The 24,218-nt window shown below is 39.6% G+C and carries 18 protein-coding genes; 8 read left to right on the top strand and 10 right to left on the bottom strand.

Going from position 1 to position 24,218, the window contains the following annotated elements; translation table 11 throughout:
* Nucleotides 1-25: 25 nt before the first annotated feature.
* On the bottom strand, nucleotides 26-862 hold the full coding sequence (locus tag CSEC_RS06860) for an alpha/beta hydrolase (protein WP_053331863.1): 837 nt from the start codon (nucleotides 860-862) through the stop codon (nucleotides 26-28).
* Nucleotides 756-2,051, bottom strand: coding sequence for a polynucleotide adenylyltransferase PcnB (gene pcnB / locus CSEC_RS06855; protein ID WP_053331862.1), 1,296 nt, complete (start codon nucleotides 2,049-2,051; stop codon nucleotides 756-758). Before pcnB ends, CSEC_RS06860 begins: the two co-directional genes overlap by 107 nt.
* Nucleotides 2,052-2,355: 304 nt before the next feature.
* Between pcnB and glmM the strand changes: the two genes are divergently transcribed.
* The 3 genes from glmM (at nucleotide 2,356) to CSEC_RS06840 (ending at nucleotide 7,113) form a co-directional block, all read left to right on the top strand.
* Nucleotides 2,356-3,717 (top strand): phosphoglucosamine mutase, encoded by a 1,362-nt coding sequence (gene glmM, locus CSEC_RS06850; protein ID WP_041017699.1) that lies wholly within the window; start codon nucleotides 2,356-2,358, stop codon nucleotides 3,715-3,717.
* Between the two features lie 53 nt (nucleotides 3,718-3,770).
* Nucleotides 3,771-5,597: a glutamine--fructose-6-phosphate transaminase (isomerizing) gene (glmS, locus tag CSEC_RS06845; RefSeq protein WP_041017698.1), complete on the top strand. Its 1,827-nt coding sequence runs from the start codon at nucleotides 3,771-3,773 to the stop codon at nucleotides 5,595-5,597.
* A 304-nt stretch (nucleotides 5,598-5,901) separates the two neighbouring features.
* On the top strand, nucleotides 5,902-7,113 hold the full coding sequence (locus CSEC_RS06840; RefSeq protein ID WP_041017697.1) for an amino acid permease: 1,212 nt from the start codon (nucleotides 5,902-5,904) through the stop codon (nucleotides 7,111-7,113).
* 56 nt (nucleotides 7,114-7,169) lie between these two features.
* Here the strand turns inward: CSEC_RS06840 and CSEC_RS06835 are convergent, their stop codons facing one another.
* Complete coding sequence (locus CSEC_RS06835) at nucleotides 7,170-7,592, bottom strand: hypothetical protein (protein ID WP_041017696.1); 423 nt, start codon at nucleotides 7,590-7,592, stop codon at nucleotides 7,170-7,172.
* 416 nt (nucleotides 7,593-8,008) lie between these two features.
* Nucleotides 8,009-8,935: a signal recognition particle-docking protein FtsY gene (ftsY, locus tag CSEC_RS06830; protein ID WP_041017695.1), complete on the bottom strand. Its 927-nt coding sequence runs from the start codon at nucleotides 8,933-8,935 to the stop codon at nucleotides 8,009-8,011.
* Nucleotides 8,936-9,067: 132 nt separating this feature from the next.
* On the opposite strand from ftsY, the gene sucC reads away from it, so the two are divergent.
* From sucC to CSEC_RS06815, 3 genes are read left to right on the top strand one after another with little or no spacing between them, the layout of a single operon-like run.
* Complete coding sequence (gene sucC / locus CSEC_RS06825) at nucleotides 9,068-10,231, top strand: ADP-forming succinate--CoA ligase subunit beta (RefSeq protein ID WP_041017694.1); 1,164 nt, start codon at nucleotides 9,068-9,070, stop codon at nucleotides 10,229-10,231.
* An 18-nt stretch (nucleotides 10,232-10,249) separates the two neighbouring features.
* Nucleotides 10,250-11,164, top strand: coding sequence for a succinate--CoA ligase subunit alpha (sucD, locus tag CSEC_RS06820; protein WP_041017693.1), 915 nt, complete (start codon nucleotides 10,250-10,252; stop codon nucleotides 11,162-11,164).
* A gap of 4 nt (nucleotides 11,165-11,168) precedes the next feature.
* Nucleotides 11,169-12,299, top strand: a complete 1,131-nt coding sequence (locus tag CSEC_RS06815) for a site-2 protease family protein (RefSeq protein WP_053331861.1) — start codon at nucleotides 11,169-11,171, stop codon at nucleotides 12,297-12,299.
* Between the two features lie 5 nt (nucleotides 12,300-12,304).
* Here the strand turns inward: CSEC_RS06815 and CSEC_RS06810 are convergent, their stop codons facing one another.
* The 6 genes from CSEC_RS06810 to CSEC_RS06785 all read right to left on the bottom strand — a co-directional run bounded on the left by CSEC_RS06810 (nucleotide 12,305) and on the right by CSEC_RS06785 (nucleotide 21,379).
* Nucleotides 12,305-13,039 carry an SAM-dependent methyltransferase gene (locus CSEC_RS06810; RefSeq protein WP_041017692.1) on the bottom strand — a complete coding sequence of 245 codons (735 nt, stop codon included), beginning with the start codon at nucleotides 13,037-13,039 and terminating at the stop codon, nucleotides 12,305-12,307.
* Between the two features lie 2 nt (nucleotides 13,040-13,041).
* Nucleotides 13,042-14,052, bottom strand: coding sequence for a DNA polymerase III subunit delta (holA, locus tag CSEC_RS06805; protein ID WP_041017691.1), 1,011 nt, complete (start codon nucleotides 14,050-14,052; stop codon nucleotides 13,042-13,044).
* A gap of 143 nt (nucleotides 14,053-14,195) precedes the next feature.
* A complete protein-coding gene (locus CSEC_RS06800) occupies nucleotides 14,196-15,650 on the bottom strand; it encodes a Do family serine endopeptidase (RefSeq protein ID WP_041017690.1) in 1,455 nt (484 codons plus the stop codon).
* Nucleotides 15,651-15,890: 240 nt separating this feature from the next.
* On the bottom strand, nucleotides 15,891-18,638 hold the full coding sequence (locus tag CSEC_RS06795; RefSeq protein ID WP_041017689.1) for a hypothetical protein: 2,748 nt from the start codon (nucleotides 18,636-18,638) through the stop codon (nucleotides 15,891-15,893).
* 116 nt (nucleotides 18,639-18,754) lie between these two features.
* On the bottom strand, nucleotides 18,755-20,134 hold the full coding sequence (locus tag CSEC_RS06790; RefSeq protein WP_041017688.1) for a dipeptidase: 1,380 nt from the start codon (nucleotides 20,132-20,134) through the stop codon (nucleotides 18,755-18,757).
* Between the two features lie 72 nt (nucleotides 20,135-20,206).
* Complete coding sequence (locus tag CSEC_RS06785; protein WP_161780972.1) at nucleotides 20,207-21,379, bottom strand: M48 family metallopeptidase; 1,173 nt, start codon at nucleotides 21,377-21,379, stop codon at nucleotides 20,207-20,209.
* 277 nt (nucleotides 21,380-21,656) lie between these two features.
* On the opposite strand from CSEC_RS06785, the gene CSEC_RS06780 reads away from it, so the two are divergent.
* Together CSEC_RS06780 and CSEC_RS06775 are read left to right on the top strand one after the other, a co-directional pair.
* The gene (locus tag CSEC_RS06780) at nucleotides 21,657-22,661 is read left to right on the top strand and encodes a dipeptidase (RefSeq protein ID WP_041017686.1); all 1,005 of its coding nucleotides are present in this window, start codon (nucleotides 21,657-21,659) and stop codon (nucleotides 22,659-22,661) included.
* Between the two features lie 3 nt (nucleotides 22,662-22,664).
* On the top strand, nucleotides 22,665-24,101 hold the full coding sequence (locus CSEC_RS06775; RefSeq protein WP_041017685.1) for an FAD-binding protein: 1,437 nt from the start codon (nucleotides 22,665-22,667) through the stop codon (nucleotides 24,099-24,101).
* Nucleotides 24,102-24,218 lie beyond the last annotated feature (117 nt).

The following is a 24,218-nucleotide window of genomic DNA, read 5'->3' as shown; positions in this document are numbered from 1 at the left end:
GTTTTTCGATTATATCAATAGGTTTTTATGACAACAAGGAAGAACCTGTTTCTGTTAAAATCATTCCCATCCAATGAGCGCCTGCATCAAAGACAAAAGGCGGTGTACCATGACCTTTATGCCCGATCGAAGGGCTTAAAATTAATTCAACTTTCGGAGATCGAATGGAGTCTTTATATTGCTCTTCAACAATCGATTCAATCCAATCAAAACAATTTCTTGTACCGACTCTTTGATCTCGGTTGCCAATGTAAGCTCGAACCTCTATTTCGCCAAGATCTTTGGAATAATTTTTTAAATGGGTTTTATTTTGGATTTCTTTTAGTTCCGATAAAAAAGTAAGTTCAGTCAAAGGGGCATAGACTAAAAGCGCTTTTGCTTTTATAAGGCTTGCAAGTCTGCCTGCTATGTAGCCGCCTCTTGAAAGGCCGCCAAAACCTAACCTTTCTTTTGATACAATCCCTTTAGCTATGAGAAATAGGACCGCTTCTTTTAAGTTTTCAATGAAGTGATTTAAGAAATCGGGGTCATCTTTAAAAGCTTGGCTCCATGAAGACATCGCATCCTCAATCGGGTATTTAGGGTTATGAAAGGGGAGCGAAACCGAGGCTAGACGAACGGTCTTATAGTTTTCTTTTAAAGTTGTAATCGGCCTGTTAAAAGGAGGTTCTTTCAGGCTCGCCTCTTTGGATAGAGCAAAGTATAAAAAAAGAGGTTTTATTCCAGCCTCAAGAGATGGGCCATCAAAAAGAAACTCAATGCCGTTCGGCGCTTGGAGCGTTTCTTTGTCGTCCTTCTGTATGTTTCCTTCTGGAAATATAGGGTCTTTCCTTATGGGAGTGGGATCCGTGCTGCTTTCCATGATGCATTTCTTGAAGATAAACTTTTTTCCATGATTCGAAAAGAGGCGATAATTCATTGTCCAGAATGGATCGAATTTTAAAAAATTGCAAGGCTAAAGGAAATTCTTTGTGATGCAAAATTTTAGGCTTATGATGCCTTTTTCCGGAAAAAGGAGTAAAACGATACTGGGTCGATAAAATGTAGCTTGCGAGAGCGTTCAATCTTCTTGGAAAATGTGAAAATGAATGAGTGACAAAAGCTTTAATAATGTTTGAGATGGTGATGATAATCTCGCCAAGATGGGGTTTTAACTCTTTTGAGAGAAATTCGTTTTTTAGCTCTTCTTCCAAGATCGGAAAGAGAAGACAAGCGGTTAAAACCGATCGATCAAAGGTTTTATCCGACTGCTGGTGAATCGCATCGACAGCTTTTAAAAACCTAAAAGTCTCAGATCCTTTAGCGCTTCTTAAAAATTGATTAAGGGAAGGAAAAAGCATATCCAGCATGCCGTACGAAATCATCAGTTTAAAGAAAGGGGCGGCAGCGCCGGATTCAAGCATTCTGAAGAACTCTTCCAAAATCCTTGACGGAGAGCTTTTTAAAATATCATTTTTACAGCTTTGAAGGGCAGCTTCGGCGTCAGGGTTAATTTTAAATTTTAATCTGGCGGCAAACTTTACTAAACGAATCATCCGCACGGGGTCTTGCTTAAAGCGAATAGCCGGATCGCCGATCGTTTTTAATACCCCTTCATGAATATCCTTCCAGCCGCCGACATAGTCGATGACAGAATGGCTCGAGGGGTCGTAAAATAGGCCGTTGATTGTGAAATCCCGCCTTAAAACATCTTCTTGCGGTGTGCCCCAGATGTTGTCATGAAGAATCAGGCTTTCAGAGTCATTGTCTCCGGCGCGGAAGGTAGAGACTTCAAAGACCTTGTGGCCAAAACGAATATGGGCGAGTCGAAATCTTCTTCCAATTAAAATACAGCGTCTTTGAAAAATGGCTTTGATTTCTTCCGGTTTGGCTGACGTTGAAATATCAAAATCTTTAGGTTTTTTTTTGGTTAGGAGATCGCGAACGCTACCGCCTACAAGATAAGCGTCATATCCGGAACTCTTAAGCTTTTCGATCACATAGATGGCATCCGGATCGATTAACTTAGAATTGATTTCATGTTCAGGTGCGAAATAAATTTTTTGCTGCAAGGAACGCCGAAATAATAATTTTTTGTTTTATAATAAAGAGGAAGACCTCACCTCTTCTCTCTTAATAGGATAAGATTCGTTTCTTTTGCCGTCAAGAAAGTATTAATGAATCTTTTCTAATGATTTTATCAAAATTTGACAATTTCGGAAGGATTTTAAGTGGATTTTTTAAGAAATTCCCTTATTTTACTTATTTTTCAAGGAGTCTTCTCTCGAGACGAAAGATAATGTCTTTAGCAAATGAGAAAAAAGAACTCCGGATAATTTATTTTTAAAATCATTATTTATAAGGCGCCCTTAAAAGATGAAGAATAAGATTTTTGGAACCGATGGCGTAAGAGGCCGGGCTAACCAATACCCTATGACTGTTGAAGTTGCATTAGCGTTAGGCCGGGCAGCGGGATTGTTTTTTAGAGAAAAAAATAAAAAAAGCCGAGTGGTGATTGGCAAAGATACGAGGCTTTCATGCTATATGTTTGAAAACGCTCTAATTTCAGGACTATGTTCTATGGGGGTGGATACTTTGATGGTGGGACCCTTGCCAACTCCGGGTGTCGCTTTTATCACGCGTGCTTATCGAGCGGACGCGGGTATTGTTATTTCTGCATCGCATAATCCCTTTTATGACAACGGTATAAAATTTTTCTCCTCAGAAGGGATTAAATTTTCCGATGAATGGGAAACCCAAATTGAAAACCTTGTGGCTAACAATGTTTTTAGTGAAGATTTGCCAAAAGATAATGAGATCGGTAAAAACGCTAAGGTAAACGACGCCGATGGAAGGTACATTGAATACGCGAAAGCCACCTTCCCGCGAAAAATGAATTTAAATGGTTTAAAGATAGCTCTTGATTGCGCTCATGGCGCAGCTCATAGAGTAGCTCCTTTTATTTTTAGAGAGTTGGATGCGGAAGTTTATTCCTACGGGGTGCAGCCAAATGGCCTTAACATTAATGATCATTGCGGAGCTCTTCATCCAGGATATGTTCAAGAAGCGGTTAAACGTCATCATGCCAATATAGGCATCGCGCTTGACGGAGATGCTGATAGGATTATGTTGGTTGATGAAAAGGGAACGATTCATGACGGAGATGTTATTTTAGGCATCTGCGCTAAAAACTATCTTGAAAAAAATAAGCTTAAGAATAAGAAAATTGTTTCCACAGTCATGGCAAACTACGGTTTTATCAAGGCCATGGAAGATCTTGGTTTAGAAGTTATTCAAGCGCCGGTTGGAGATCGTTATGTCATCCAAGAAATGCTTAGACATGATTTAAATCTTGGAGGCGAGCAAAGCGGCCATCTTATTTTTTCAGATTACAACACGACAGGCGACGGTCTTGTCTCTGCGCTGCAAGTTTTAAGCATCATGAAAGAAAAAAATGAACCCTTAAGTTCACTTGCTTCGTTTATAGAAAAGTACCCTCAGGTTTGCATAAACATCCCTGTGAAGGATAAACCTGACTTAAATAAGATTGAGCCTATACAAAAAAGCATTCATCAGGCTGAGGAAAAACTGAATAAATCAGGAAGGGTGCTCGTACGCTATTCTGGCACTGAAAAAATATGCCGCGTGATGGTCGAAGGAAAAAGTAAAGAAGCTGTCCAGGAACTTGCAGATAGCATTGCTTCGAGTGTAAAAAATGAAATTGGTTCGAATAAGTAGAAACTTATTAATCCTTAGGCTAAAAAAAGTTAAAATATTGTTTTAGGTAGAGTATGTGTGGTATTTATGGTTATGTAGGCTCTAATAATCCTGTTAAGAAAGCCATTGAAGGGTTAAAGAAATTAGAGTATCGCGGGTATGATTCAGCAGGCATAGCCGGTGTAAAAGATGGCAAAATTTTAAGTTGCAAGGAAGTTGGCAAAGTATCTCGGCTTGAAGAAGAGATTGAAAAGTCTCATTTAAGCTTGGATGTCGCCATTTCCCATACAAGATGGGCAACCCACGGAGAGCCTTCTCAAATCAACGCCCACCCTCATTTCGATGATAAAAAATCTCTTGCTGTCGTCCATAATGGCATTATTGAAAATTATCAAGGGCTGAAAGACGAGCTTAAGAAAAAGGGGGTCGAGTTTCTTTCAGACACAGATACCGAAGTTGTAGCTCACCTAATTTCTCATTTCTATAAAGGAGATCTTGTCCAAGCGGTTAAAGAAACAGTACAGCTTTTAAAAGGGGCTTTTGCACTTGCGATTGTTCATAAAGACCATCCTGATTCAATTGTAGCTGTGGCCCATGAATCTCCTATGGTGATCGGCATTGGAAATGAAGAGGCTTTCATTGCATCAGACCCTAATTCTTTTGCTCCGCATACAAGAAAAGTCGTCTTCCTCTCCAACTCTGAAATTGCGCTTGTGAAAAAAGATAAGTTAGAAGTCTTTAGTTCTGATATGGAACGGCTTGAGAAAAAACAAGAAGAGCTTAAAGTTGGGGTTTATGACTCTTCCAAAGGTCAATTTGAACACTATACTTTAAAAGAAATTTTTGAGCAGCCTCAGACGATTAGAAATGCGCTTTCTGGAAAAATAAATGAAGAGCTTGGCACAGCTGTTTTTACAGGTTTGCAGCAGGAGCTTCCTCGTCTTGGTAGTGTAAGCCGTATTCTTATTTTAGCATGCGGCACTTCTTGGCATGCCGGTTATGTGGCCTCATACCTTTTTGAAGAATTCTCAAGAATTCCTGTCCAAGTTGAAATATCTTCTGAGTTTCGCTACAAAAATCCTATTCTCAATGAGAATGCTCTTGTTATTGCCATCAGTCAATCGGGTGAAACAGCAGATACTTTAGCGGCGGTACGTGAATTAAAAGCAAAAGGGGCTAAGGTCTTAGCGCTTTGCAATGTTCAAGGTTCTTCTCTTGCAAGAGAGTCGGACTATACCATTTTCCTAAATGCGGGTCCGGAAGTTGGGGTTTGCTCAACAAAAGCCTTCACAAGCCAATTAACTATTTTAAGTTTATTAGCTCTCCTTCTTGCAAGAATGCGTCATTTAAGCCGGGATGAAGGAGTTCGATTCCTAAATCACTTGAATAAGCTTCCGGATTTAGTCAAATCAATTCTTGAAGAGCGGGAAATTATCAGGGGGATCGCAAAAAAATACAGCTCTTTCGACAACTTCTTTTTCCTCGGCCGTCAATACATGTACCCGACGGCTTTAGAAGGCGCCCTTAAATTAAAAGAAATTTCTTATATTAATGCGAATGGGTATCCGGCGGGTGAAATGAAACATGGCCCTATTGCTTTGATCAACCCTGACTGTCCGACGGTTGCTTTAACTACAAACAAGAAGACATACGCTAAAATGTTAAGCAATATAATGGAGGTTAAAGCAAGAAAAGGACCCGTGATTGCGATTGCTTCAAAAGATGAAAAGGATGTCGATCGCATAGCCGATGATGTCATTTTTATCCCTGAGACGATTGACTCTTTGTCTCCGATTTTAGCAACCATTGCAACACAACTTCTCGCCTATTACATTGCTTATGAAAGAGGGGAGTCTATTGATCAGCCAAGAAATCTTGCTAAATCAGTGACTGTAGAATAATTTTTATAATATTAGAGAGTTAGGATTTAGAGAAAAGGCATTAGACTTCTTTCGAAATTCCATTCGATTGTTAAATGGGTTCTTTTTGGCATCTTTTCCGCTAAATTTCTCGACCATATGTATGCATATGGCCTCAAAATTTATCAAAAGATTTGTCCAAAAACAACTCCCTTTTCCAATCAAAGCGAATTTCGAAAGAAGTCTATTATTGCTTACCTATACAAAAATTTATTTTTTATTTTTAGTTTAGAAAGTTGTTATGCTATTATCCTTTCCGTCTTAAACTAAGGATTAGCATTATATTATGACACAAACAGACCGCATGTTAAAAGGGGCCCTTCTTGTAGCCGGCACCTCAATTGGCGGGGGGATGCTCGCTCTTCCTGTAGAAACTTTTTGGGGGGGCTTTCTCCCATCCATTGTTATTTATTTCATATGTTGGGCTCTTATGGCTTCAACCGGGCTTTTAATCTTAGAAACATCGCTTTGGATGCATGAAGAATCTAACTTAGTTAGCATGGCTGAAAAAACGACAGGGTCTTATGGAAAAATTTTTGCATGGGTTTTGTATCTTTTTCTTTTTTACATGCTGACCTTAGCTTATGTCACAGGATGCGGAGGCCTTTTAAGAGAGCTTTTTCACAATCAAATCTCTGAAAAAGCAGCCCCTTGGATATTTGCCGGGCTTTTTGCTCCTTTCATTTTTTCAGGGCCGAGAGTGGTCTCAAAACTAAACGTCTTTTTAATGGCGGGATTATTTATTTTCTATTTTGCCTTTGTCTATTTCGGGATAAGCCATATTAAAATCGATTTATTAAAGCGTATTGATATTTCAAAGAGTCTAATCGGTTTGCCTGTTGCTTTTACAGCTTTTGCGTATCAAGGTATCGTTCCGACTCTTTTTGGTTATTTAAAACATGATGCGAAAGCCACAAGAAAAGCCATTTTAATTGGCAGCTCGCTTCCTTTCTTTGCCTATGTCCTCTGGCAAGGTTTGATTATGGGGATTGTTCCACCTTTTGGAGAAGGAAGCTTAAGCGAGGCTCATCAACTAGGGCAAAATGCCGTTTACCCTCTAAAAGGGTACCTACAGGATCCAAGGATTTATGTCGTCGGTCAGTTTTTTTCTTTTTTTGCGCTGATCACCTCTTTTTTTGGAGTGACGCTTGGACTTTTGGATTTCTTAGCTGACGGCTTAAAAGTCAGGAAGACGCCTAAAGGCCGGTTCTTACTTTGTCTTGCGACTTTAATGCCTCCTTTGCTCATCACGCTTTATAACCCAAATCTATTCTTATCTTCATTAAGTCTAGCAGGCGGGTTTGGGTGCGCGCTTTTACTTGGATTGCTTCCTGTTGTAATGGTCTATAAGGGGCGTTATGAAAAAAAATTTGAAGAGAAAAGCTATCGATTTCCCGGAGGGAAAGGGGTGCTAATTTTTATAGCGGCTTTTATTTTGTTTGAAGTTTTAATAGAGATTTTGATTTTGATAGGGGTCTATCAGCCAAATTTTCAATAAAACTTAATCGAAGTTGTACCAATGAGCTAAATTGAGAGATCAATAGGTAAAAAAAATCAGGAGCTTTTCGATAGCTCCTGCGTTTCATTATCCTGTGATAATGTTATAACATGTCCTAATCTATCCGCCAAATTGGAAGTAGACGCCGGAACCGGAACTTGGATAATAGTAACTGCTGCCATAGGGGTAATAGTAATAGTTAGAATAAGGGTAGGAGTCGTAATAGTAGTAGCTATAGGGATAGTAGTAAGATGAGCTACCGCCCCATGGGCTATAATAATTTCTATAGCCGTAATTCCAATTGCCGCCACGCCAGTAATTGCCGCTACCACCATGCCAATGACGACCACCGCCGCCTCCCCAATGACCACCACCACCGTGACGACCTCCGCCGCCATGGTGTCCGCCTCCGCCGTGATGTCCACCACCGCTTCTAGCAATCTGAGTATTTGAATCACCAACTGAGGAAGTTGTTGCATTCAATGTCTTTGGCAAGATTAGGACTGTTGCGAGGATAGAACTAACTATAAAGATTTTCTTCAACGTATTCATAAACCTCCAACAGGTTAACTTCTCGCTAAAGAATAATTGGCGAGGCAACAACCCTCCTTTTGTCTTGAGTCCTTTTGGACTTTAATTTGTGGAAACCTAATGGTTTCACGCCTTAAATATAAGACTTTGGTTCTTTAAAGAACCTAAAAGTAAAGGGTTTGCCTCGTCAAAGAGAGGTGTCGAACTTTAAGTCCAACTATTGAGGGGTGCTAAGCAACAGCCGCAATCCTCTAACCTTATTTTGATTTTTTTTAATTTCTATTTCAAGATTTTTTAGGAATAATTAATTAAAAAGACGATTACCTGGGATGATTATTAAGAAATAATAAATTATTTATTAAACTTACTTTGCTAGGAGGGAATCTATAAATTCTTCTGGCTCAAAGGGTTTCAAATCATCTACACCCTCACCTACTCCAATAAACTTTACGGGGATATTAAGATTGCGTCTAATGCTGACGACGACGCCGCCTTTACTCGAACCATCCAATTTGGTTAAGACAAGGCCTGAAACTTTGACATATTTTAAAAATAGCTTAGCTTGCTCAACTCCGTTTTGTCCTGTATTGGCGTCAATGACAAGAAGGGTTTCATGGGGTGCTTCAGGGATTTTTTTTCGGATCGTTTTTTCAATTTTTTCAAGCTCTTGCATCAGGTGGGTTTTATTCTGCAACCTTCCTGCCGTATCTATAAAAACAAGATCTTTTTTTCTTGCAATAGCTGCATCTATCGAGTCAAAAGCTACTGCCGCAGGATCGCTAAAAGGGGAGGCCTTTACAATATCGCAACCGATTTTTTCAGCCCAATGGGAGAGTTGGTCAACCGCAGCCGCTCGAAAAGTATCGCCTGCGCCGATAAGAATATTTTTGTTCTGGTTTTTCAAATGCTGGGCTAATTTTGCAATTAAAGTGGTTTTCCCGCTTCCATTTACACCCACAACAAGAAGAACAGTTGGGCCGCTTTCCGCCTCTTTTAGAGAGCTGTTGTCATTTTGAAAAATGGAAATTAGTGTTTTACGGATGAGATTAAAATAGTCTTCTTCTTTAGCCCCCGGATTTTTTTTATAGTATTCGCCAAGAGAATTTACCAATTCTTGAACCGTTTGGACACCGAGGTCAGCTTCATAGAGAACACGTTCAATTTCTTCAAGAGTGTCCTCATCTAGGCCTCTGCCAAAAAGCGTCTTAAGCCTTCCGCCAAGAAAAGAGCTTGTTTTTGAAAGAGCTTCTTTTACTTTTTCGTAACCGGACTTTATAAAATTTAGTACCATGATTCCAGAAGATACGCTATTGTAATTTTTAAAAGAGAAGATCCATGGTAGCAGGAGTTCTTTAAAAAGAAAACTCGAAATTGTTTGCTGCTCCTAATGACTAAAAAGTTAAAGTTTAAGGAAAATTCGTCCATGAATGTTCACGAGTTCCAAGCAAAAATAATTTTAGAGCGGTTTGGGGTTTCTGTGCCTCGATATAGAGTGGTTTCTTCTCTTGAAGAAGCTAAAAATGCTCTTGATGAGCTTGAGTTAAATGAATCGGTCATTAAGGTTCAAATTCATGCCGGAGGAAGAGGAAAAGCCGGCGGCGTTAAGCTTTGCAAGACAAAAGATGAAGCCTTAAAGGCCGTTCAAAAGATGCTTGGAATGAGAATCATCAATAATCAAACGGGGGATGCCGGCATTATCGCTAATCTCCTTATGATTTCTGAGCTTACTGATATTGAAAAAGAATATTACGCAGCCGTTGTCATCGATCGAAAAAAAGCGGTCGCCAATTTGATACTTTCGCTTGAAGGCGGAATGGATATTGAAGAGGTCGCTTTAAAGTTTCCGGATAAAATTAAAACCTTTCCTATCGGTTTAGACGGCACTTTAAGAAATTACCAGCATGTCCAAATCGCAAAATTCATGGGATGGGAGGGGAAAGCTGCCAAAGAAGGAAAAAAAGCGATTGCGGGCTTGGCTAAAGCTTTTGTTCAATCGGATGCTTCCCTATTTGAAATCAACCCGCTTGTAAAAACAAAAGATAATGAAATTATAGCTTTAGATGCTAAGCTTTCTGTTGATGACAATGCTCTTTTTAGACAAAGCGAAATTGCCTCTTTTTATGACCCTACGCAAGATTCTGCAAGTGAAGCAAGAGCTAAGCAATTTGACTTAGCCTATGTCGCCTTAAAAGGCAATATCGGCTGCATGGTGAATGGGGCCGGACTTGCGATGGCTACCATGGATTTAATCCATCTGCATGGAGGGAAGCCGGCAAACTTTTTAGATGTTGGAGGAAGCGCTTCTAAAGAAAAAGTGGCAGAAGGTTTTAAAATCATTTTGGCTGATAAAGATGTGAAAGCCATTTTAATCAATATCTTTGGCGGGATTATGAACTGCGAGACCTTAGCTTTAGGTGTTGTTATGGCGGTTAAAGAAATTGGAATGTCGATTCCCTTAGTGGTTCGTATGGAAGGGACCAATGTGGCTAAAGGGAAAGAAGTCTTTGCAAAATCAAACTTAAATATCACGGTTGCTGAAGATTTATCTGACGCTGCTGAAAAAGCAGTAGCACTTACAAAAAAATAATTTAAGGTTGTTTTAATCATGGCAATTTTAGTAGGCAAGCATACAAAAGTAATCACACAAGGCATTACGGGGAAAGCCGGACAGTTCCACACAGAACAATGCATGGAGTATGGAACTCAATTTTGCGGAGGTGTAACCCCGGGCCGGGGCGGTGAAGAGGTGCTTGGCTTAAAAGTCTTTGGTACGGTTGAAGAAGCCAAAAAAGAAACCGATTGCGACGCCACTTTAATTTTCGTGCCGGCTCCTTTTGCGGCAGATGCCATTTTGGAAGCTGAGGCTTCGGAGATCCCTCTAATTGTTTGCATTACAGAAGGCATCCCGGTCAGGGATATGTTGGAGGTTGCAAACGTGATGCGGAACAGTAAAAAAAGCCGTTTGATTGGACCTAATTGCCCGGGTGTTATCGTTCCGGATGCTTGTAAAATAGGTATTATGCCGGGCTATATTCATAAAAAAGGCAATATTGGCATTGTTTCAAGATCGGGAACGCTCACCTATGAAGCCGTCTTTCAAACCACGCAATTGGGACTTGGACAATCCACTTGTGTCGGAATAGGAGGCGATCCTTTAAACGGCACGCACTTTATTGATGTTTTAGAGCTATTTAACAAAGACCCTGAAACTCATGCCATTTTGCTTATCGGCGAAATTGGCGGTGAAGATGAGGAGCTTGCTGCCGACTGGATTAAAATGCATGCAAAAAAACCTGTAGCCGCCTTTATTGCCGGACAGACAGCGCCTCCGGGAAGAAGAATGGGCCATGCCGGGGCTATTGTTTCTCAAGGCAAGGGGACAGCTGAAGGCAAAATTCAAGCTTTAAAAAAAGCTTCTGTGACAGTTGCTAAAAGTCCTGCCGATATGGGGCTAAAAGCCCTGCCGATATGGGATTGGCGGTTAAGTCAGCTCTTGGAAAATAAATTAAATTTTAAGTGATGCTATGCCGGGAATCCCTATTAGAATTCAGCCCTTATTTATTCTTATGTCAGCTATCATCGGCTGGCTTTCTTCTCAAAGATTGGAGCTTACGCTTCTATGGATGATCGTTATTTTTGTATCCGTTTTAGTTCATGAGCTTGGACATGCGCTCTCGGCTAAATATTTTGGACAGCATGTGATGATCACACTAACCGGTTGGGGAGGCGTTACAAGACGGACAGGAAAACCGATTTCACGAGTTCGCGATTTTATTGTAGTCCTTTTAGGACCTATCTTCGGCTTGATGCTTGGACTTTTTGCCTATTTTTTAATGGAGAAGATAAATCCAAGCGGAATGCTCCTATACACTTTAAAAATTACCTATCTTGCCAATTTATTTTGGACAGTGGTTAATTTGATTCCCGTTCAGCCTTTAGATGGAGGCAGGCTTCTTGCCATTATCTTAGAAAGCCTTTTTGGATTTAAGGGAGTTCGTTTTACCTATTTTTTAAGCATTATTCTTTGTCTGATAGCCGGCCTTTATTTTTTCTATCGTCAAAATATGCTAGGCGGCATTCTTTTCTTTCTCCTCCTTTTTGAAAACTTTAGGAACTTCACAACTTCTCTTAATATGAGCGATGAAGATCAAAATGCAGCCCTTTGGAAAGAGCTTAGGCAAGGCGAAAACCTGCTTAATAGCAGGCATTATGAAGAAGCTTCATCGACTTTAAAAAATGTGATTAAAAAAAGCGGAAGCGGCTTAATCTATATGACGGCCATGGAATTTTTAGCAGAGACTTTAAAGAGGCAGGGCAAAATAAATGAGGCTTATGATCTTTTATTGCCTGTTAAAGATCGACTGAACACCCATTCGTTAAAGCAGTTCCAAGAGATCGCATTTTTAACAAAACACTTTCAAGAAGCCGTAGAGATAGGTAAAAAGACTTATAGTGAAGATCCCAACTTTAAAACGGCCCTTTTAAATTCGCTATCTTTTGGAGAATTAAAAAAGGGAAATGAAGCGTTAAGCTGGCTTAAAAGCGCTTTAACTTATGACATTTCCCTTGAAAACCTAATGAAGGAAAGCTCTTTTCAAACCCTTCTTGACTTGCCCGAGATCCAAGATTTTTTAAGTAAAAAAAGAGCCCCTTAAACCCCTTACCAAGGCTTTCCTACTAAAAATATAGCAAAACGCTTGTGGAGATTGGGAAGAGGGCTTGCTTTCCACTCTGCTACGGTGTAAGTTCCGCCCCCTTGATTTGGCAAACTGATGTCCCACATAATAGATAGCAAGGTGGTCTCGGAAAGGGTCGCTATCAAGTCTTGCAGAAGATCATTATTTCTGAAACCCGTTTCTATAAAAATCTGAGTCTCTGAATTATCTAAAGCCTTTTTCTCAAGGTTTTTTATCGCTTGAATTTTGAAGTTTTTTTCAAAAGGCAAATAACCATGGAAGCAAAATTTTTGGCCTTGCAATCCGGAAAGCATGAGGCTTAAGTAAATGGAAGAGGGTCCGACAAAGGCTTGAATCGGGATGCCAAGACGTCTCGCCCGGTAGACCAATTTTCCGCCCGGATCCGCAATGCAAGGAAGCCCTGCATCCGAGATTAAACCCCATCTCTCATTATTTTTTGAAATGGGTTCTAGTAGAAAGTCAATGTCTTTATCGGGCGTGTCCTTATTATAAACAGAAATTGGAATGAGACGGACATCTTTTTCAAGCTCAAATCTTCCTAAAAAACGTCTTCCGGCGGTTTCGCTTTCCGCAATAAGACCATCCAAGCTTTTAACGGCTTTATCTATGCTTTTTGGAAGAAAAGGTTCATGGTGAGGCAGATCACCTAAAAGGTTTGGCAAAAGAAGAAGAGCTCTTTTCTTTTCAAGTTGGGTCATAATTACCTTATACACAAGTTTAATACTAATTTTTCTATTGAAAACTCCGGATCTATCGATGAATTACGAAGCTCAAGATCGGAAGCGTCTATAGCTAAAAAGCCTTTTTTAAAGGATTCTAAGCCATAATAGGACGCTTTTATATGCTGATCGAGAATAAAGCCTTTCATATAGGGAAACTCCAAGGAAATATCCTCTTTTCTCTTTCCTTGAGAGAGTAAGGAAGCTACTTGGAAATCGGTTTGGAATTGGCTTCTGATTTGTTTTAAGATTTGCAGGGGCGGGGTGCCATTTTTTAAGAGGTTAGAGACTATTTGATGAGCTTCCGATGCTTTTCTTTGAAAGATTGCCTCCCCAAGCTGCCAGGCGGTGTCGCTTGGTATTTCAAAAGAGACCTCTAAAACATCTTTTAATTGGATTTCTTTTTTTTCACCGACATAGGAAACAAGTTTTTCAAGCTCGGAGTGCAAAAGCTCTTTATCTAAACCTAGGGAAGCTGTAATTTTTTTCGCACCATCAAATGAAAGCTTCTTTTGATAGCCTTCCGCCATTTCAATGAGCCATCCTGTAATATTTTTTTCTTTCTGCCAGGGTTTTTCTTCGGGCAGATCTAAAATAACCCCATATTTTTCGACGACTTTATAAAGGCGATTGTCTTTTCTAATAGAGTTTGCAAAAAAGACAAGAGAGAGGTTAGTTTCCCTTTTTTCCAGGAAGGGTATAACGAGGTCGATATCTGGCTTTGGTATTTTTTCCGCCTCATCGACAACAATTGTTTTTCTTTTAGAAAATAGATTTTGAGAGAGAAGCTCTTCTCTTAAAAATCCCGGCTTTAGCTCGCCACCTTTTAGAAACACCTGTAGAGAGTTTTGAGAAAGTGAGGAAAGAATCATTTTTCTAACAAGCCGGCGATCAAAAGCATCTTCAACAATTGCAAAATAGCAATTGGCAAAGTGGCTGTTTTTGCAAGCCAGCAGATGTTTTTCAAGGCCTCGAACGGTATCGTATTTCATAGGATTAAATCCATACATTAAGAAAAGACGGTAGATTTAAGCGAATTAAAGCTTAAAACTTGGGTTTAAAGAATAGCAGAAAAAGAATTTTAGAGAAAAAGAAATGGCCCCGGAACTTTAAAAGCCCGGGGCGCTTTAAGAAATTAACCGACTTTAATCGAGATATATCGGGTCAGCTCTCCCTGTTTTATAAGGAAAAGCACCGGTTTACCGGGAGGCGTCTCTTTGATATATTGTTTAAATTCTTCAGGGGTTGTTACACTTCTTTGATTCACAGAAAGAATTAGCGCACCTTTCTTAATGCCGGCAAAGGATGCGGCGCTACCAGAATCCACAGAGCTTACTACGACTCCTTTTTCACTCAAGAGTCCAAGATTACTCGCTATTTCCTTAGTTAAGGGTTCAACTGTAATCCCCAAAGATTCTGCAGCTTTTTGATTGCCTTTTTCAACAGCATCGCCGGCTAATAGACCAAGCTCAACCGTTGTTTCCTGTAATTTCCCGTCTCGTAAATAAGAGAGCAAAACTTTGGTTTTTGGAGGCATCATGGCAATGGCATTTCTAAGCCCGGCAAGATTCGTCACCTTGTTATTATTATATTTTAAAATAATATCTCCTTGCTTAAGACCTGCATTTTCAGCAGCCGATCCTTTTTGAACTTCGGCTAAAAGAGCCCCTTCAGCACGGTCTAATCCAAAAGCTTGAGCCAAGCCTTTGTCTACCTCTTGTAAAATAACACCTAAATAGCCTCTCGATACAGAGCCATTTTTCATAAGCTGCTCTAAAACGTTAGTTGCCATATTGCTTGGAATAGCAAATCCGATTCCAATATAACCGCCTGAACTTAAGTTGCTCGCAATAGCTGTGTTCACTCCGATGACATCGCCCTCCAAATTAAGAAGAGGTCCCCCCGAATTGCCGCGATTAATTGTCGCATCGGTTTGAATAAAGTCTTCTATACGCACAAGGTCTAAGTTATTTCTACCCTTGGCACTAACCACGCCTACTGTTAATGAAGCTTGTAATCCGAGAGGATTTCCTATGGCCACGACCCATTGGCCGACCTCTAAATTATCGGAATTTCCAAGTTCCAAATAAGGAAAGTTATCACCCTCAATTTTTATGACTGCAAGGTCGGTATTTGGATCTTTTCCGATAACTTTGGCGTCAAATTCACGTCCATCATTTAAAATTACGAGTATCTCTGAGGCTTCACTGACTACATGGTTGTTTGTAATAATAGTGCCATCTTTTGAAACGATAAACCCTGAAGCTTGGCCGATAAAAACTTGCTGTTCTCTTGGTTTTACAGCTGTTTGTTTTCTTCTGCCAAAAAAATGTTCAAAAAAATCATCTTGGAAAAAATCCTGGAGTGGATCTGAACTAGTAGGGTTTCCACTAATTCTAGAGGAATCTTTTTCTTTAGCTTTTATTTGTATTGAAACAACCGCCGGAATGGCTTTTTTAGCAACCGCTGTGAAATCTTTTGAAACTTGCTCCGAGACGCTGACTTTAGCAATTAGTGTAGCTTTACCAAAAAAGAGCGAGCTTATAACGAAAGTTGATAAACAAATTTTTTTTGCTAATCCTTTTATCATGATCAATCTCCTTAAATATTTCAGTCCCGCAAGGTTTGAGTTTAATTAACTCTTCCTTGCCTTAAAATTTGGATTAGATGTTATCGCCAATTCCTTAATGGGTGAAGGAATGAAGAAAGTGATAATAAACGGAAACGAAATATCTCTGCAAGAGGGGGAAACTCGAGGGATTTGCCTTTCTAAAACTTAAGCTTAAAGCTTAAGTTTTAGAAAGAAGAGAATTTATTAACCTTTATAAAGCTATTTTTTCTTATTATAAGGGTTATATTTCAAAAGCCCGGCTTCCTTGGCTTTTTCAACGAAAAATGAATTTTTCCAGTACACTTTATTAGGTTTAGTAAGAAGGATTTCTTCAGTTAAAGGCACACCCATTTTAAGCATGTGAAGAGCAATCTTTCTAATGTCCGTATGCTTTTTTTGGCTTGCCGGCTGTGTAAAGACATAATTAATGAGAGCCATATTGACATAAGTTAAGTTGACTTTGGTGGTAAAAACCACCGGTAAATGCTCTTTTGGTATAAGAGCAATCGCTGCTTTATAATCCCTAAAACTTACATGGTCTATAGCACGGAAGATAGGTTCTACATCATAACCTGCCACAAGCTTTTTAGAAGTTGCATATTGGCTTGTGCTGGTAGGTGGAGGCGGTCCTATAAATATCCCTGGAATTGTGGAAGCTTCGTCCATAGCCACTAAATCCAATGAAGACACGTTTCCTGAGGCCACTTCTTCTTCTTCTTCATCGTCTAAAAAGAGGGTAGTAGAAGGAGGAGCTGCTTGATCTTGCCTTCTTCTTTTAGGAACAAGGCTTTCTTCGTCTTTTTCATCGGAAGCGGTCTCGGTTTCTTTCTCGGAGGATGCCAGATCAATTACTTCTGACTCGCGATTTGAATCATCATGCTTACGTTTTCTCTCACCGCCGCTTATGGTTTCTGTAGCTAACGCATCCACAGCGCTTGTTAAGTTTGCTAAGTCCTCATACATTTTTAAAATTAATTTCTGGTTAGGGGTCTGGCTTGCTTGCGGGGTAGACGAAGTAGATGTGGTGGATGTGGTGGATGTGGTGGATGAGGCAGGTGTATCCTCGTTTGGATTTATGAAATCGGAGAAAAAGCTATCCGGATCAATATCATCATCATTTTCTTTTTCTTCAGGCTCTTCCCCGGCATATAGATCCTCCCTCGCGGCTTGTCTGCTGGACGGAACCGGAGGATTGTCTGATGTAAGCATAGCCCTAATTAAAGGTGAGTGGATAGAACGTAGCTCGTCTGTTGCATAGGGAGAAGAGGAGAAGCTTCCATTCTCTAAAGCTGGAACGCTTCTGAGGAAAGGTACATTCTGTAATGAACTCGTTGTTTCTTGAGTATTTGAAGTAATAACGTGTTGGTGATTTTGATATTGCATTGATTGCGAAGGAAGAGGCCTCCCGTGAGTTGGTGTGGACGTAGGTCTATATCCTTGTGGAAGGGTTTGCGCATTTCCCGATCCTTGTTGTCTTGGAGGTTGTGGAAGAGGGGGCATATCCGGATATTGGGGCATCACGGGGTATTGTTGAGGTTGAGTAGTAAAAAAAGGTTGAGGCACGCCTGTATATTGTTGATCCCGAGGGGTTTGAGTCACAGGCACCCTTCCGCGTTGTTGAGGCCTAGGTTGAGGAACAGGCATTCCGGGATATTGTTGCGGCCTAGGGGTTTGAGGAGGCATTCCGGGATATTGTTGGGGCCGAGGAGTTTGAGTAACAGCCATTCCTTGGTATTGACGGCCTGAGGGAATCGGATGAGTCAAAGGGGAGGGTGAAGGTCTTATAGTTGGCTGTTGGGGCCGGGATGGTTGAGTTCTTTGGGCTTGCGCAAAACGCTGCGGCCCTTGACCTAAAGGCTGCTGAGATTGTATTTGTCTCTGAAGAGATAACGTTTGCGTTGGATCTAATCGGCTAATCCTTAACATATTCGTTTGCGGTGAGACGTTTGTTGAAAGGGATTGGCTTATAAGTATGCCAATTGTTTGGATAAAACCTAGAGGAACTGTATTCGTGCTTGTGTAACAATAATTTAAAGAAGCCTCTAAGACAAGGGTCAAAGATTGCCCTATCGGGGAGGAGTTGATTTTTTCGGCAGAGACTCTTAAAAGATCGTTTATGAAGTTTGTGGCTCTCTGAGTTGATATTCTAACGCAGGGAGTTGGGTCCTCGGAGTAGCTTTTATAAATTTCTTCTATGCCTTGAAAAATTCCTTCTTTTCCGCTTCCGAGCCTGATAGTAAAGATGGTAGCCTGCGGGGTTTGTGCTTGAGATTGTCTTCTAGAGAGATGATCAGCTTCGCTTTTATGCTCGTTATCAAAGAGTTTAGTCAGATCATGTCTAAAAGTCTCTAACGCTTTGACGCAAATCTTGTCTTCAAATTCAAGCAGCAAACCGAATAAGGTATCTTTTTCAGTCTTATAGCGATTGCGGAGGGTTTCGAGAATACTATCTTTAATATCGATCAATTTAGGGTTGTCTTCATAAGTTTCCCAGCAATTGTAGCAAAATTCTAAAGCGGCTACCGGGTTTTCAAGCATTTTGACGGCAATTTGATCAATTAATATCTCAACAGGGTCTTTTGGGGCTTGATCGGTTTCTTGATTGTTCTTTGCCTTTTCTTTGGCTTTAGCGGCATCGATCACATTTTGCATATCACGGTTTGGAACAAGATTATACTCTTTATTTCTGCAAAAAATACAAACTTTGCCTTTTTTGTCTTGCTCATATCTTTTTATGACTTCCAAGTCTTCTGTACGTCCACAGCAAGTGTAAATCATGGCTTGGTTGAAAAGAGAAGCATTTACAATACTTGAGCCCCCATTGTCTTCTATATCGTTAGCCGATAGTTCGGTGACTACTCTGCCGAGGTAAGAGTTAAGCTGAGGGCTTGTGGTTTGTTGATTCCTTCTCTCCGAGTTGTTACTTGATGAAGAAGGAGGAAGATGTGAATTATCAGGTACTTGCATAGACTTGCCTTTCTTATTAAATTAAAATAATAAAAGAGGAGTATAAGAAGTTTATCTTATAAATTCAATATTATATTAAAGTCGCATATAAACTAATATTTATATAAAACAATAAATTATTGTTTATTTACTGAAGCTAGGTTAAATAGTGCTCCCGCAATAATGCAAAAACCTTTTTTGAATCTATCAAGTGAAAAGTTCTCGTTTGGGGCATGGATTAGATCTTCGGGAAGTCCAAGACCTACCAGAAGAAGATCGCCGCCTGAGGCGTTCTTTAGTTCAGCGGCAATCGGGATAGAGGCGCCTTCCAAAATATATCGGCATTTCTTCTTAAAAATGGATTCATAGGATTCAGCAAAAGCTTTTGCAAGAGGAGAGTCCTTAGTTAACCTGACAGGCATCCCTTTTCCTTCGTGAAAATCAACTTCAACCTCAATGCCTTTCGGTACGATTTTTTGGATATGATTTTTGACAAGAAGCCCTATTTTTTCAGGGTCTTGATTAGGAACAAGCCGGCAAGAGATTTTAGCATGCGCCTCTTTGGGGATGACAGTTTTAAAGCCATCGCCTGAATAGCCCCCATTGATTCCATTAATTTCAAGAGTGGGCCTTGTCGCTCGCCTCTCACCAGGTGAAAAAATTTCCTCCCCCCCTGTTGGCGGAAATCCGGTCTGGCTAAGATAACTCTTCTCATCAAACTCCAAATCATATTCTTCTCTTTCAAGAGCGGTTAAGTCCTCAACCTCATCATAAAAATTCGGAATGGCAATTTTCCCATTTTCATCCCTTAGAGAGGCCAACACCTTTACAAGCGCATGATTGGGGTTATAAGCCAAACCGCCGTACATCCCGGAGTGGAGATCGTTTTTGGACCCTTTGAGGTTGATGTCGAAGGTAATAATGCCTCTAAGGCCAAGAGTGATGGCAGGTTCATCTTTTGCCGGGATGCCAACATCTACCACCACTACATAGTCCGCTTTTATAGAATCCTTGATGGAGGGCAAGATTTTGGAAAGGCCTAGGCTGCCCGTCTCTTCCTCGCCTTCAATTAAAAATTTTATGTTTAAGGGAAGCGTCCCTTCCTCTTCTAGAAGATATTTAACTGCCTGAATGCAATAAAAAATTTGACCTTTATTATCCTGTGCCCCTCTTGCGAATACAGATCCGTCTATAATGGTTGGCGAGAAAGGAGGGGAGTGCCATAGTTCGATCGGATCAACGGGTTGAACATCATAATGACCATATAAAAGAAGCGTAGGTTTATTAGGATCTACTTCATAGCTGGCTAAAAGAGTCGGGTGGCCAGCTGTCTCTATCAACTCTGTTTTTAGCCCCATTGTTTTCATATAATTTTTAAGCCAATCAACGCAGTTTTTTACATCGCTTTCATGCTTTTTTTCTGAACTAACTGAGGGATAGCTAAGAAAGTGAAGATAATCCTCAATAGCTTTTTTTGAGGCTTTTTCCCATAGTGAAAGAATGCTTTTTTCGTTCATGTTTGTTCTTTTTCGGTGGTTGGTGGTTCCTCGATTTTATTTCGAATCTCTATTATTTGGGAAGAGGGTTGATTATAAAAAATTCGTGAGCTTGATGCCCGCGAATCCCAAAGTTAAAAGAAGGAAAAATGAGAAGACATAGACGAGGTTCCATTTTTTTACTTTCTTTGAATGATTAAATCCAAGATTCGGGTCGACAATTGATTGTTCCAAAATTTGATTTCTTATTTCTATGCTATAGTGATGCCAACTTGGTTTCGAGTGAATGTTTCCGCCTAAAATACCAATCGTGTTAAGAGCGTTAATAAGGTGTCTTGGAGATACTGAAATCGATTGTCCATAAAGATCGGCTTCCCTTTCATAAAGCCTGATGTAAAAGCCAAAGATAAAACGAAAATATAGGGCAAAAAGAAGAAGATAGATTAAGACAATGGCAAGGTCTGAAGCGCTTTCGGCAAGAGAGCCAAGAAGGGGATTAAAAAATTGTAAAAAGTAATTATAAAGCGAGGGATGTATAAACAAAGAGAAAAGAAAACCTAATAGAAACATGCCTGAAAAAACAAAGGGTATGAAGAAAAGGTGTCCTTTTTTGCAATGCCCGATTTCATGGGCAAGGACAGCCCCCAGGGCATTATCAGAAAGGCTGTTAAGAAGTTTTTTTGTGAAGAGAATATATCTAAATTTATGATAGGTGCCGATAATGGCAGCGGTTGGGGCTCTATCTAAAGCTGTCCACACTTTTAAACCCCCGTGTTTAAAAGAAGCCCTTTCACAGATCTGATTCAAATGTTCAACAAGTGAAGGCTCTCCATAGCTTTCAAGAGAATAAGCGCACCAGGCTTTTTGTACAAACCAGGGAAAGCAAATAATGAAAATTGGGAGGATGGCAAGTAAAGCCAAAAGAGCTTTTGAATCGGTTAAATCATCCTCTAGGAGAAAACTCAGCAGATGAAAGAAAAAAAGTAAGAAGAAAAAAGGTAAAATTAAGGGTAGAAATAATAGAATTTGATGAAGGCCATGAGCATAGGCTTTTTTATCCAACGCTTCATTATTTTCTTGAGAACCTGATTTTAAACGAAAATCCAAATAATGAATAAAAAATAGGCCCAGAAAATAGAGAAAAATAAAAAAAGTGCTAAACAAAACGACGGCCGGAAATAAAGAAAAATTAGTAAAGAAGATTCTTTGGCTCCCTAAAAGGAATAAATTTATTAGAAAGCAAGCCAAAAGCAAAAGCTCAGACACAAATACAAACCCTTTTTTTAAACTCATGTTAAATTTTAGGGAAAGAGCATAAATCAAGGAGTAACTAAGAAAAAAAGAAAGAAGTCCGAGGAAGAATGAAGGTTTAATTCCAAAAAAAAAGCTGCCGTCTAGCTTGCTTGGTGCAATAGCAATTAAAAAAAGAACATAAATTAAAAATATGAATCTTGAAAAAAGCAAATTTTTTTCATCCTTGCATTTTTTTTTAGAAATTTAACTTACTATAACAAAGCCATAATTCTTATTGAGATATTTAATCATGACGAGTCCTATTTTTGATTTACATTGCGATTTACTTCTATTTTTATCCGGCTCAGCCGATCGAACTTTTTTAGACCCAAGGTCCCGCGCGTCCTTACCTCTCTTAAGAGAAGGTGGAGTAGTTTTTCAAACCTTGGCTCTTTTTGCTGAAGACGAAAATAAAGGGGTGCTCGATGGTAAAAAGCAATTGGAAGCCTTTAAAAGGTTAATGAAGGATTATCCTCAAGACATAACAAAAATCTCAAGAGATAATTTTGAACAAAATGAGGGTCTAAGGTTTGCCTTGGCGGTTGAAAACGCATCGATTTTGGTAGATGAAAAAGAATCTTTGGAAAAGGGCCTTGAAAGGCTCACGGAAATAGAAAAGGAAGCCCCAATTATTTATGTTAGTTTAACATGGAATAAAGAGAATCGATTCGGGGGAGGGGCTTTAACAGAGGTTGGTTTAAAGCCTGACGGAAAAGAGATGCTAAGGATTCTCTATGAGAAGAATATGGCTCTTGATTTGTCTCATGCCTCCGATAAATTAGCAAGGGATTCTCTTGAATTTCTTTCTAAAAAAGGGTGGGAGCTTCCGATTATAGCAAGCCATTCCAATGCTCGCGCAATTCAAGATGTTCCACGAAATTTACCTAAAGATCTTATCTTGGAAATTATTAAAAGAAAGGGGTTAATCGGTTTAAATTTTGTTCGTTTTTTTATAGATGAGGCTTCTTTTGAGAAAATAGCCGATCATCTAGAATATATTTTTGACGCTAAAGGAGAAGATTCCATTTGTTTTGGAGCAGATTTCTTTTTTGATGAAGATCTGCCGCAAGATAGAAGATCCCTTCATAAGGAATGGTATTTTCAGAGGTTTGAAAATGCCTCTTGCTACCCAAGAGTTCTTACGCTTTTTAAGAGTAAATTAAAGCTGTCAAATCAACAAATTGAAAAAATTGCTTACCTGAATATCAGGCGTTTCCTTATAGAGAAGATTTTTAATTTTGCGCTAAAGGGCTAAACTATGAACCGTGAATTAGACAAAATCCGATCTGATTTTTTAAAAGCCAAGAAAGACCATCTTCCTATTTCCATAACCCGCTCGTCAAGCGCATCCAATACCCTAAGAAGAGGGTTATATAAAAATGGAACAGCGACTTTAGATTTATCCCCCTTAAATAGACTTTTAAACCTAAATCGAGAAGACAGTACGGCTTTAATCGAGCCCGGACTTACCATGGTCTCTTTCTTTAAGAAACTGGAAAGCCAAGGATTTATGCCGAAAGTTTTACCTGAGTTCAAGGGGATAACGGTAGGGGGTGCGATTAATGGAGCGGCGATTGAAAGCTCCTCTCATAGGTTTGGGCAATTTAATAACACGTGCCAATCCTATAGGGTTTTAACAGGGGATGGAGAAATACAAAACCTTTCTAAAATAAATAAGGAAGACCTTTTTTATGCCATTTCAGGCTCTTATGGTTCTTTAGGATTAGTTTTAAATGCGACCATAGAAGTTGAAAAAATAAAACCCTTTGTTGAACTATCCTACCATCGTTTCAACTCGCTTGATAAAGCGCTTGATTTTTTTAAAAAAGCATCTCTTGATGGCGAAGTTGATTATCTGGAAGGTCTTGTCTTTTCTTTGGATAATACACTCATTGCTACTGCAAAACTTAAAGTTAAGCGAAACTCAAACTTGCCCCTTCTCTCTTTAAAGCCCTATCACTCTCCTTGGTTTTACCAGCATTTACATGAGAGATCCCAAGATCAAGTGGAGAGGGAAGAAATGCGTTTAGAGGACTACCTTTTTAGACATGATAGGGCAGCTTTTTGGATGGGGGGATATGCCCTAAATTCTAAAATTTTAAGCCGGTATATTTTAGAGTTAGTAAAGTTAAAGGCGGAGAGAACAAGCTTGTCGAAAGTTGAAAAGGGGTTTGACCCAATGACAAAAGCTCCTTTTTGGTTTCGGGCCCTTTTTGGTTGGATGATGGGCTCTTCCAGGCTGTACCGATTTTTACATCAAGATACTGAAGAATGGTTTGCCAATTACTTTTGCATCCAGGATTATTATTTGCCTTTTTCTAAAACAGAAGAGTTTATTGCCCATATTTTAAAAGAGCATAAGATCATTCCCCTCTGGCTTTGCCCAGTGAAGAAAGCGGAAAGAAAAGAGCTTTTCTCTCCTCATTATCAGCCCGGCCATGAGGAAAAACTGCTTGTGGATGTCGGCGTTTATGGGATGGCTAAAGGGACTTTAACCGGGAGGGAAATTGTTAAGGACTTAGACCGTCTTTGCATTATGAAAGGAGGAAAGAAGATGCTTTATAGTTATTCTTTTCTTACAGAAGATGAGTTTTGGTCAATTTATTCAAAAAAAGATTATAACTCCCTTCGAGAAAAGTATCAGGCAAAGGAGTCTTTTGTTGATATTCAAAAAAAAGTTTTAGAGCGCGGATAGGGAAAACACTTCTTTGAAACAGAAATTTCGTCTATAATCTTTCTTTATATTCAACCGATTAAAGTAATTTTTGTAGGAAACTTTAATTCACGGAAAAAAGATATCATGAAAGGTCTT

The sequence above is a fragment of the Criblamydia sequanensis CRIB-18 genome, from assembly GCF_000750955.1.
GTDB classification, from domain to species: domain Bacteria; phylum Chlamydiota; class Chlamydiia; order Chlamydiales; family Criblamydiaceae; genus Criblamydia; species Criblamydia sequanensis.
This window is presented reverse-complemented; position numbering and strand designations above follow the sequence as displayed.

Coding starts and splice junctions, on each gene's coding strand:
- CSEC_RS06860 (WP_053331863.1), bottom strand. CDS start 862: ATGGAAAGCAGCACGGATCCCACTCCCATAAGGAAAGACCCTATATTT.
- glmM (WP_041017699.1), top strand. CDS start 2,356: ATGAAGAATAAGATTTTTGGAACCGATGGCGTAAGAGGCCGGGCTAAC.
- glmS (WP_041017698.1), top strand. CDS start 3,771: ATGTGTGGTATTTATGGTTATGTAGGCTCTAATAATCCTGTTAAGAAA.
- CSEC_RS06840 (WP_041017697.1), top strand. CDS start 5,902: ATGACACAAACAGACCGCATGTTAAAAGGGGCCCTTCTTGTAGCCGGC.
- CSEC_RS06835 (WP_041017696.1), bottom strand. CDS start 7,592: ATGCAACAACTTCCTCAGTTGGTGATTCAAATACTCAGATTGCTAGAA.
- ftsY (WP_041017695.1), bottom strand. CDS start 8,935: ATGGTACTAAATTTTATAAAGTCCGGTTACGAAAAAGTAAAAGAAGCT.
- sucC (WP_041017694.1), top strand. CDS start 9,068: ATGAATGTTCACGAGTTCCAAGCAAAAATAATTTTAGAGCGGTTTGGG.
- sucD (WP_041017693.1), top strand. CDS start 10,250: ATGGCAATTTTAGTAGGCAAGCATACAAAAGTAATCACACAAGGCATT.
- CSEC_RS06815 (WP_053331861.1), top strand. CDS start 11,169: ATGCCGGGAATCCCTATTAGAATTCAGCCCTTATTTATTCTTATGTCA.
- CSEC_RS06810 (WP_041017692.1), bottom strand. CDS start 13,039: ATGACCCAACTTGAAAAGAAAAGAGCTCTTCTTCTTTTGCCAAACCTT.
- holA (WP_041017691.1), bottom strand. CDS start 14,052: ATGAAATACGATACCGTTCGAGGCCTTGAAAAACATCTGCTGGCTTGC.
- CSEC_RS06800 (WP_041017690.1), bottom strand. CDS start 15,650: ATGATAAAAGGATTAGCAAAAAAAATTTGTTTATCAACTTTCGTTATA.
- CSEC_RS06795 (WP_041017689.1), bottom strand. CDS start 18,638: ATGCAAGTACCTGATAATTCACATCTTCCTCCTTCTTCATCAAGTAAC.
- CSEC_RS06790 (WP_041017688.1), bottom strand. CDS start 20,134: ATGAACGAAAAAAGCATTCTTTCACTATGGGAAAAAGCCTCAAAAAAA.
- CSEC_RS06780 (WP_041017686.1), top strand. CDS start 21,657: ATGACGAGTCCTATTTTTGATTTACATTGCGATTTACTTCTATTTTTA.
- CSEC_RS06775 (WP_041017685.1), top strand. CDS start 22,665: ATGAACCGTGAATTAGACAAAATCCGATCTGATTTTTTAAAAGCCAAG.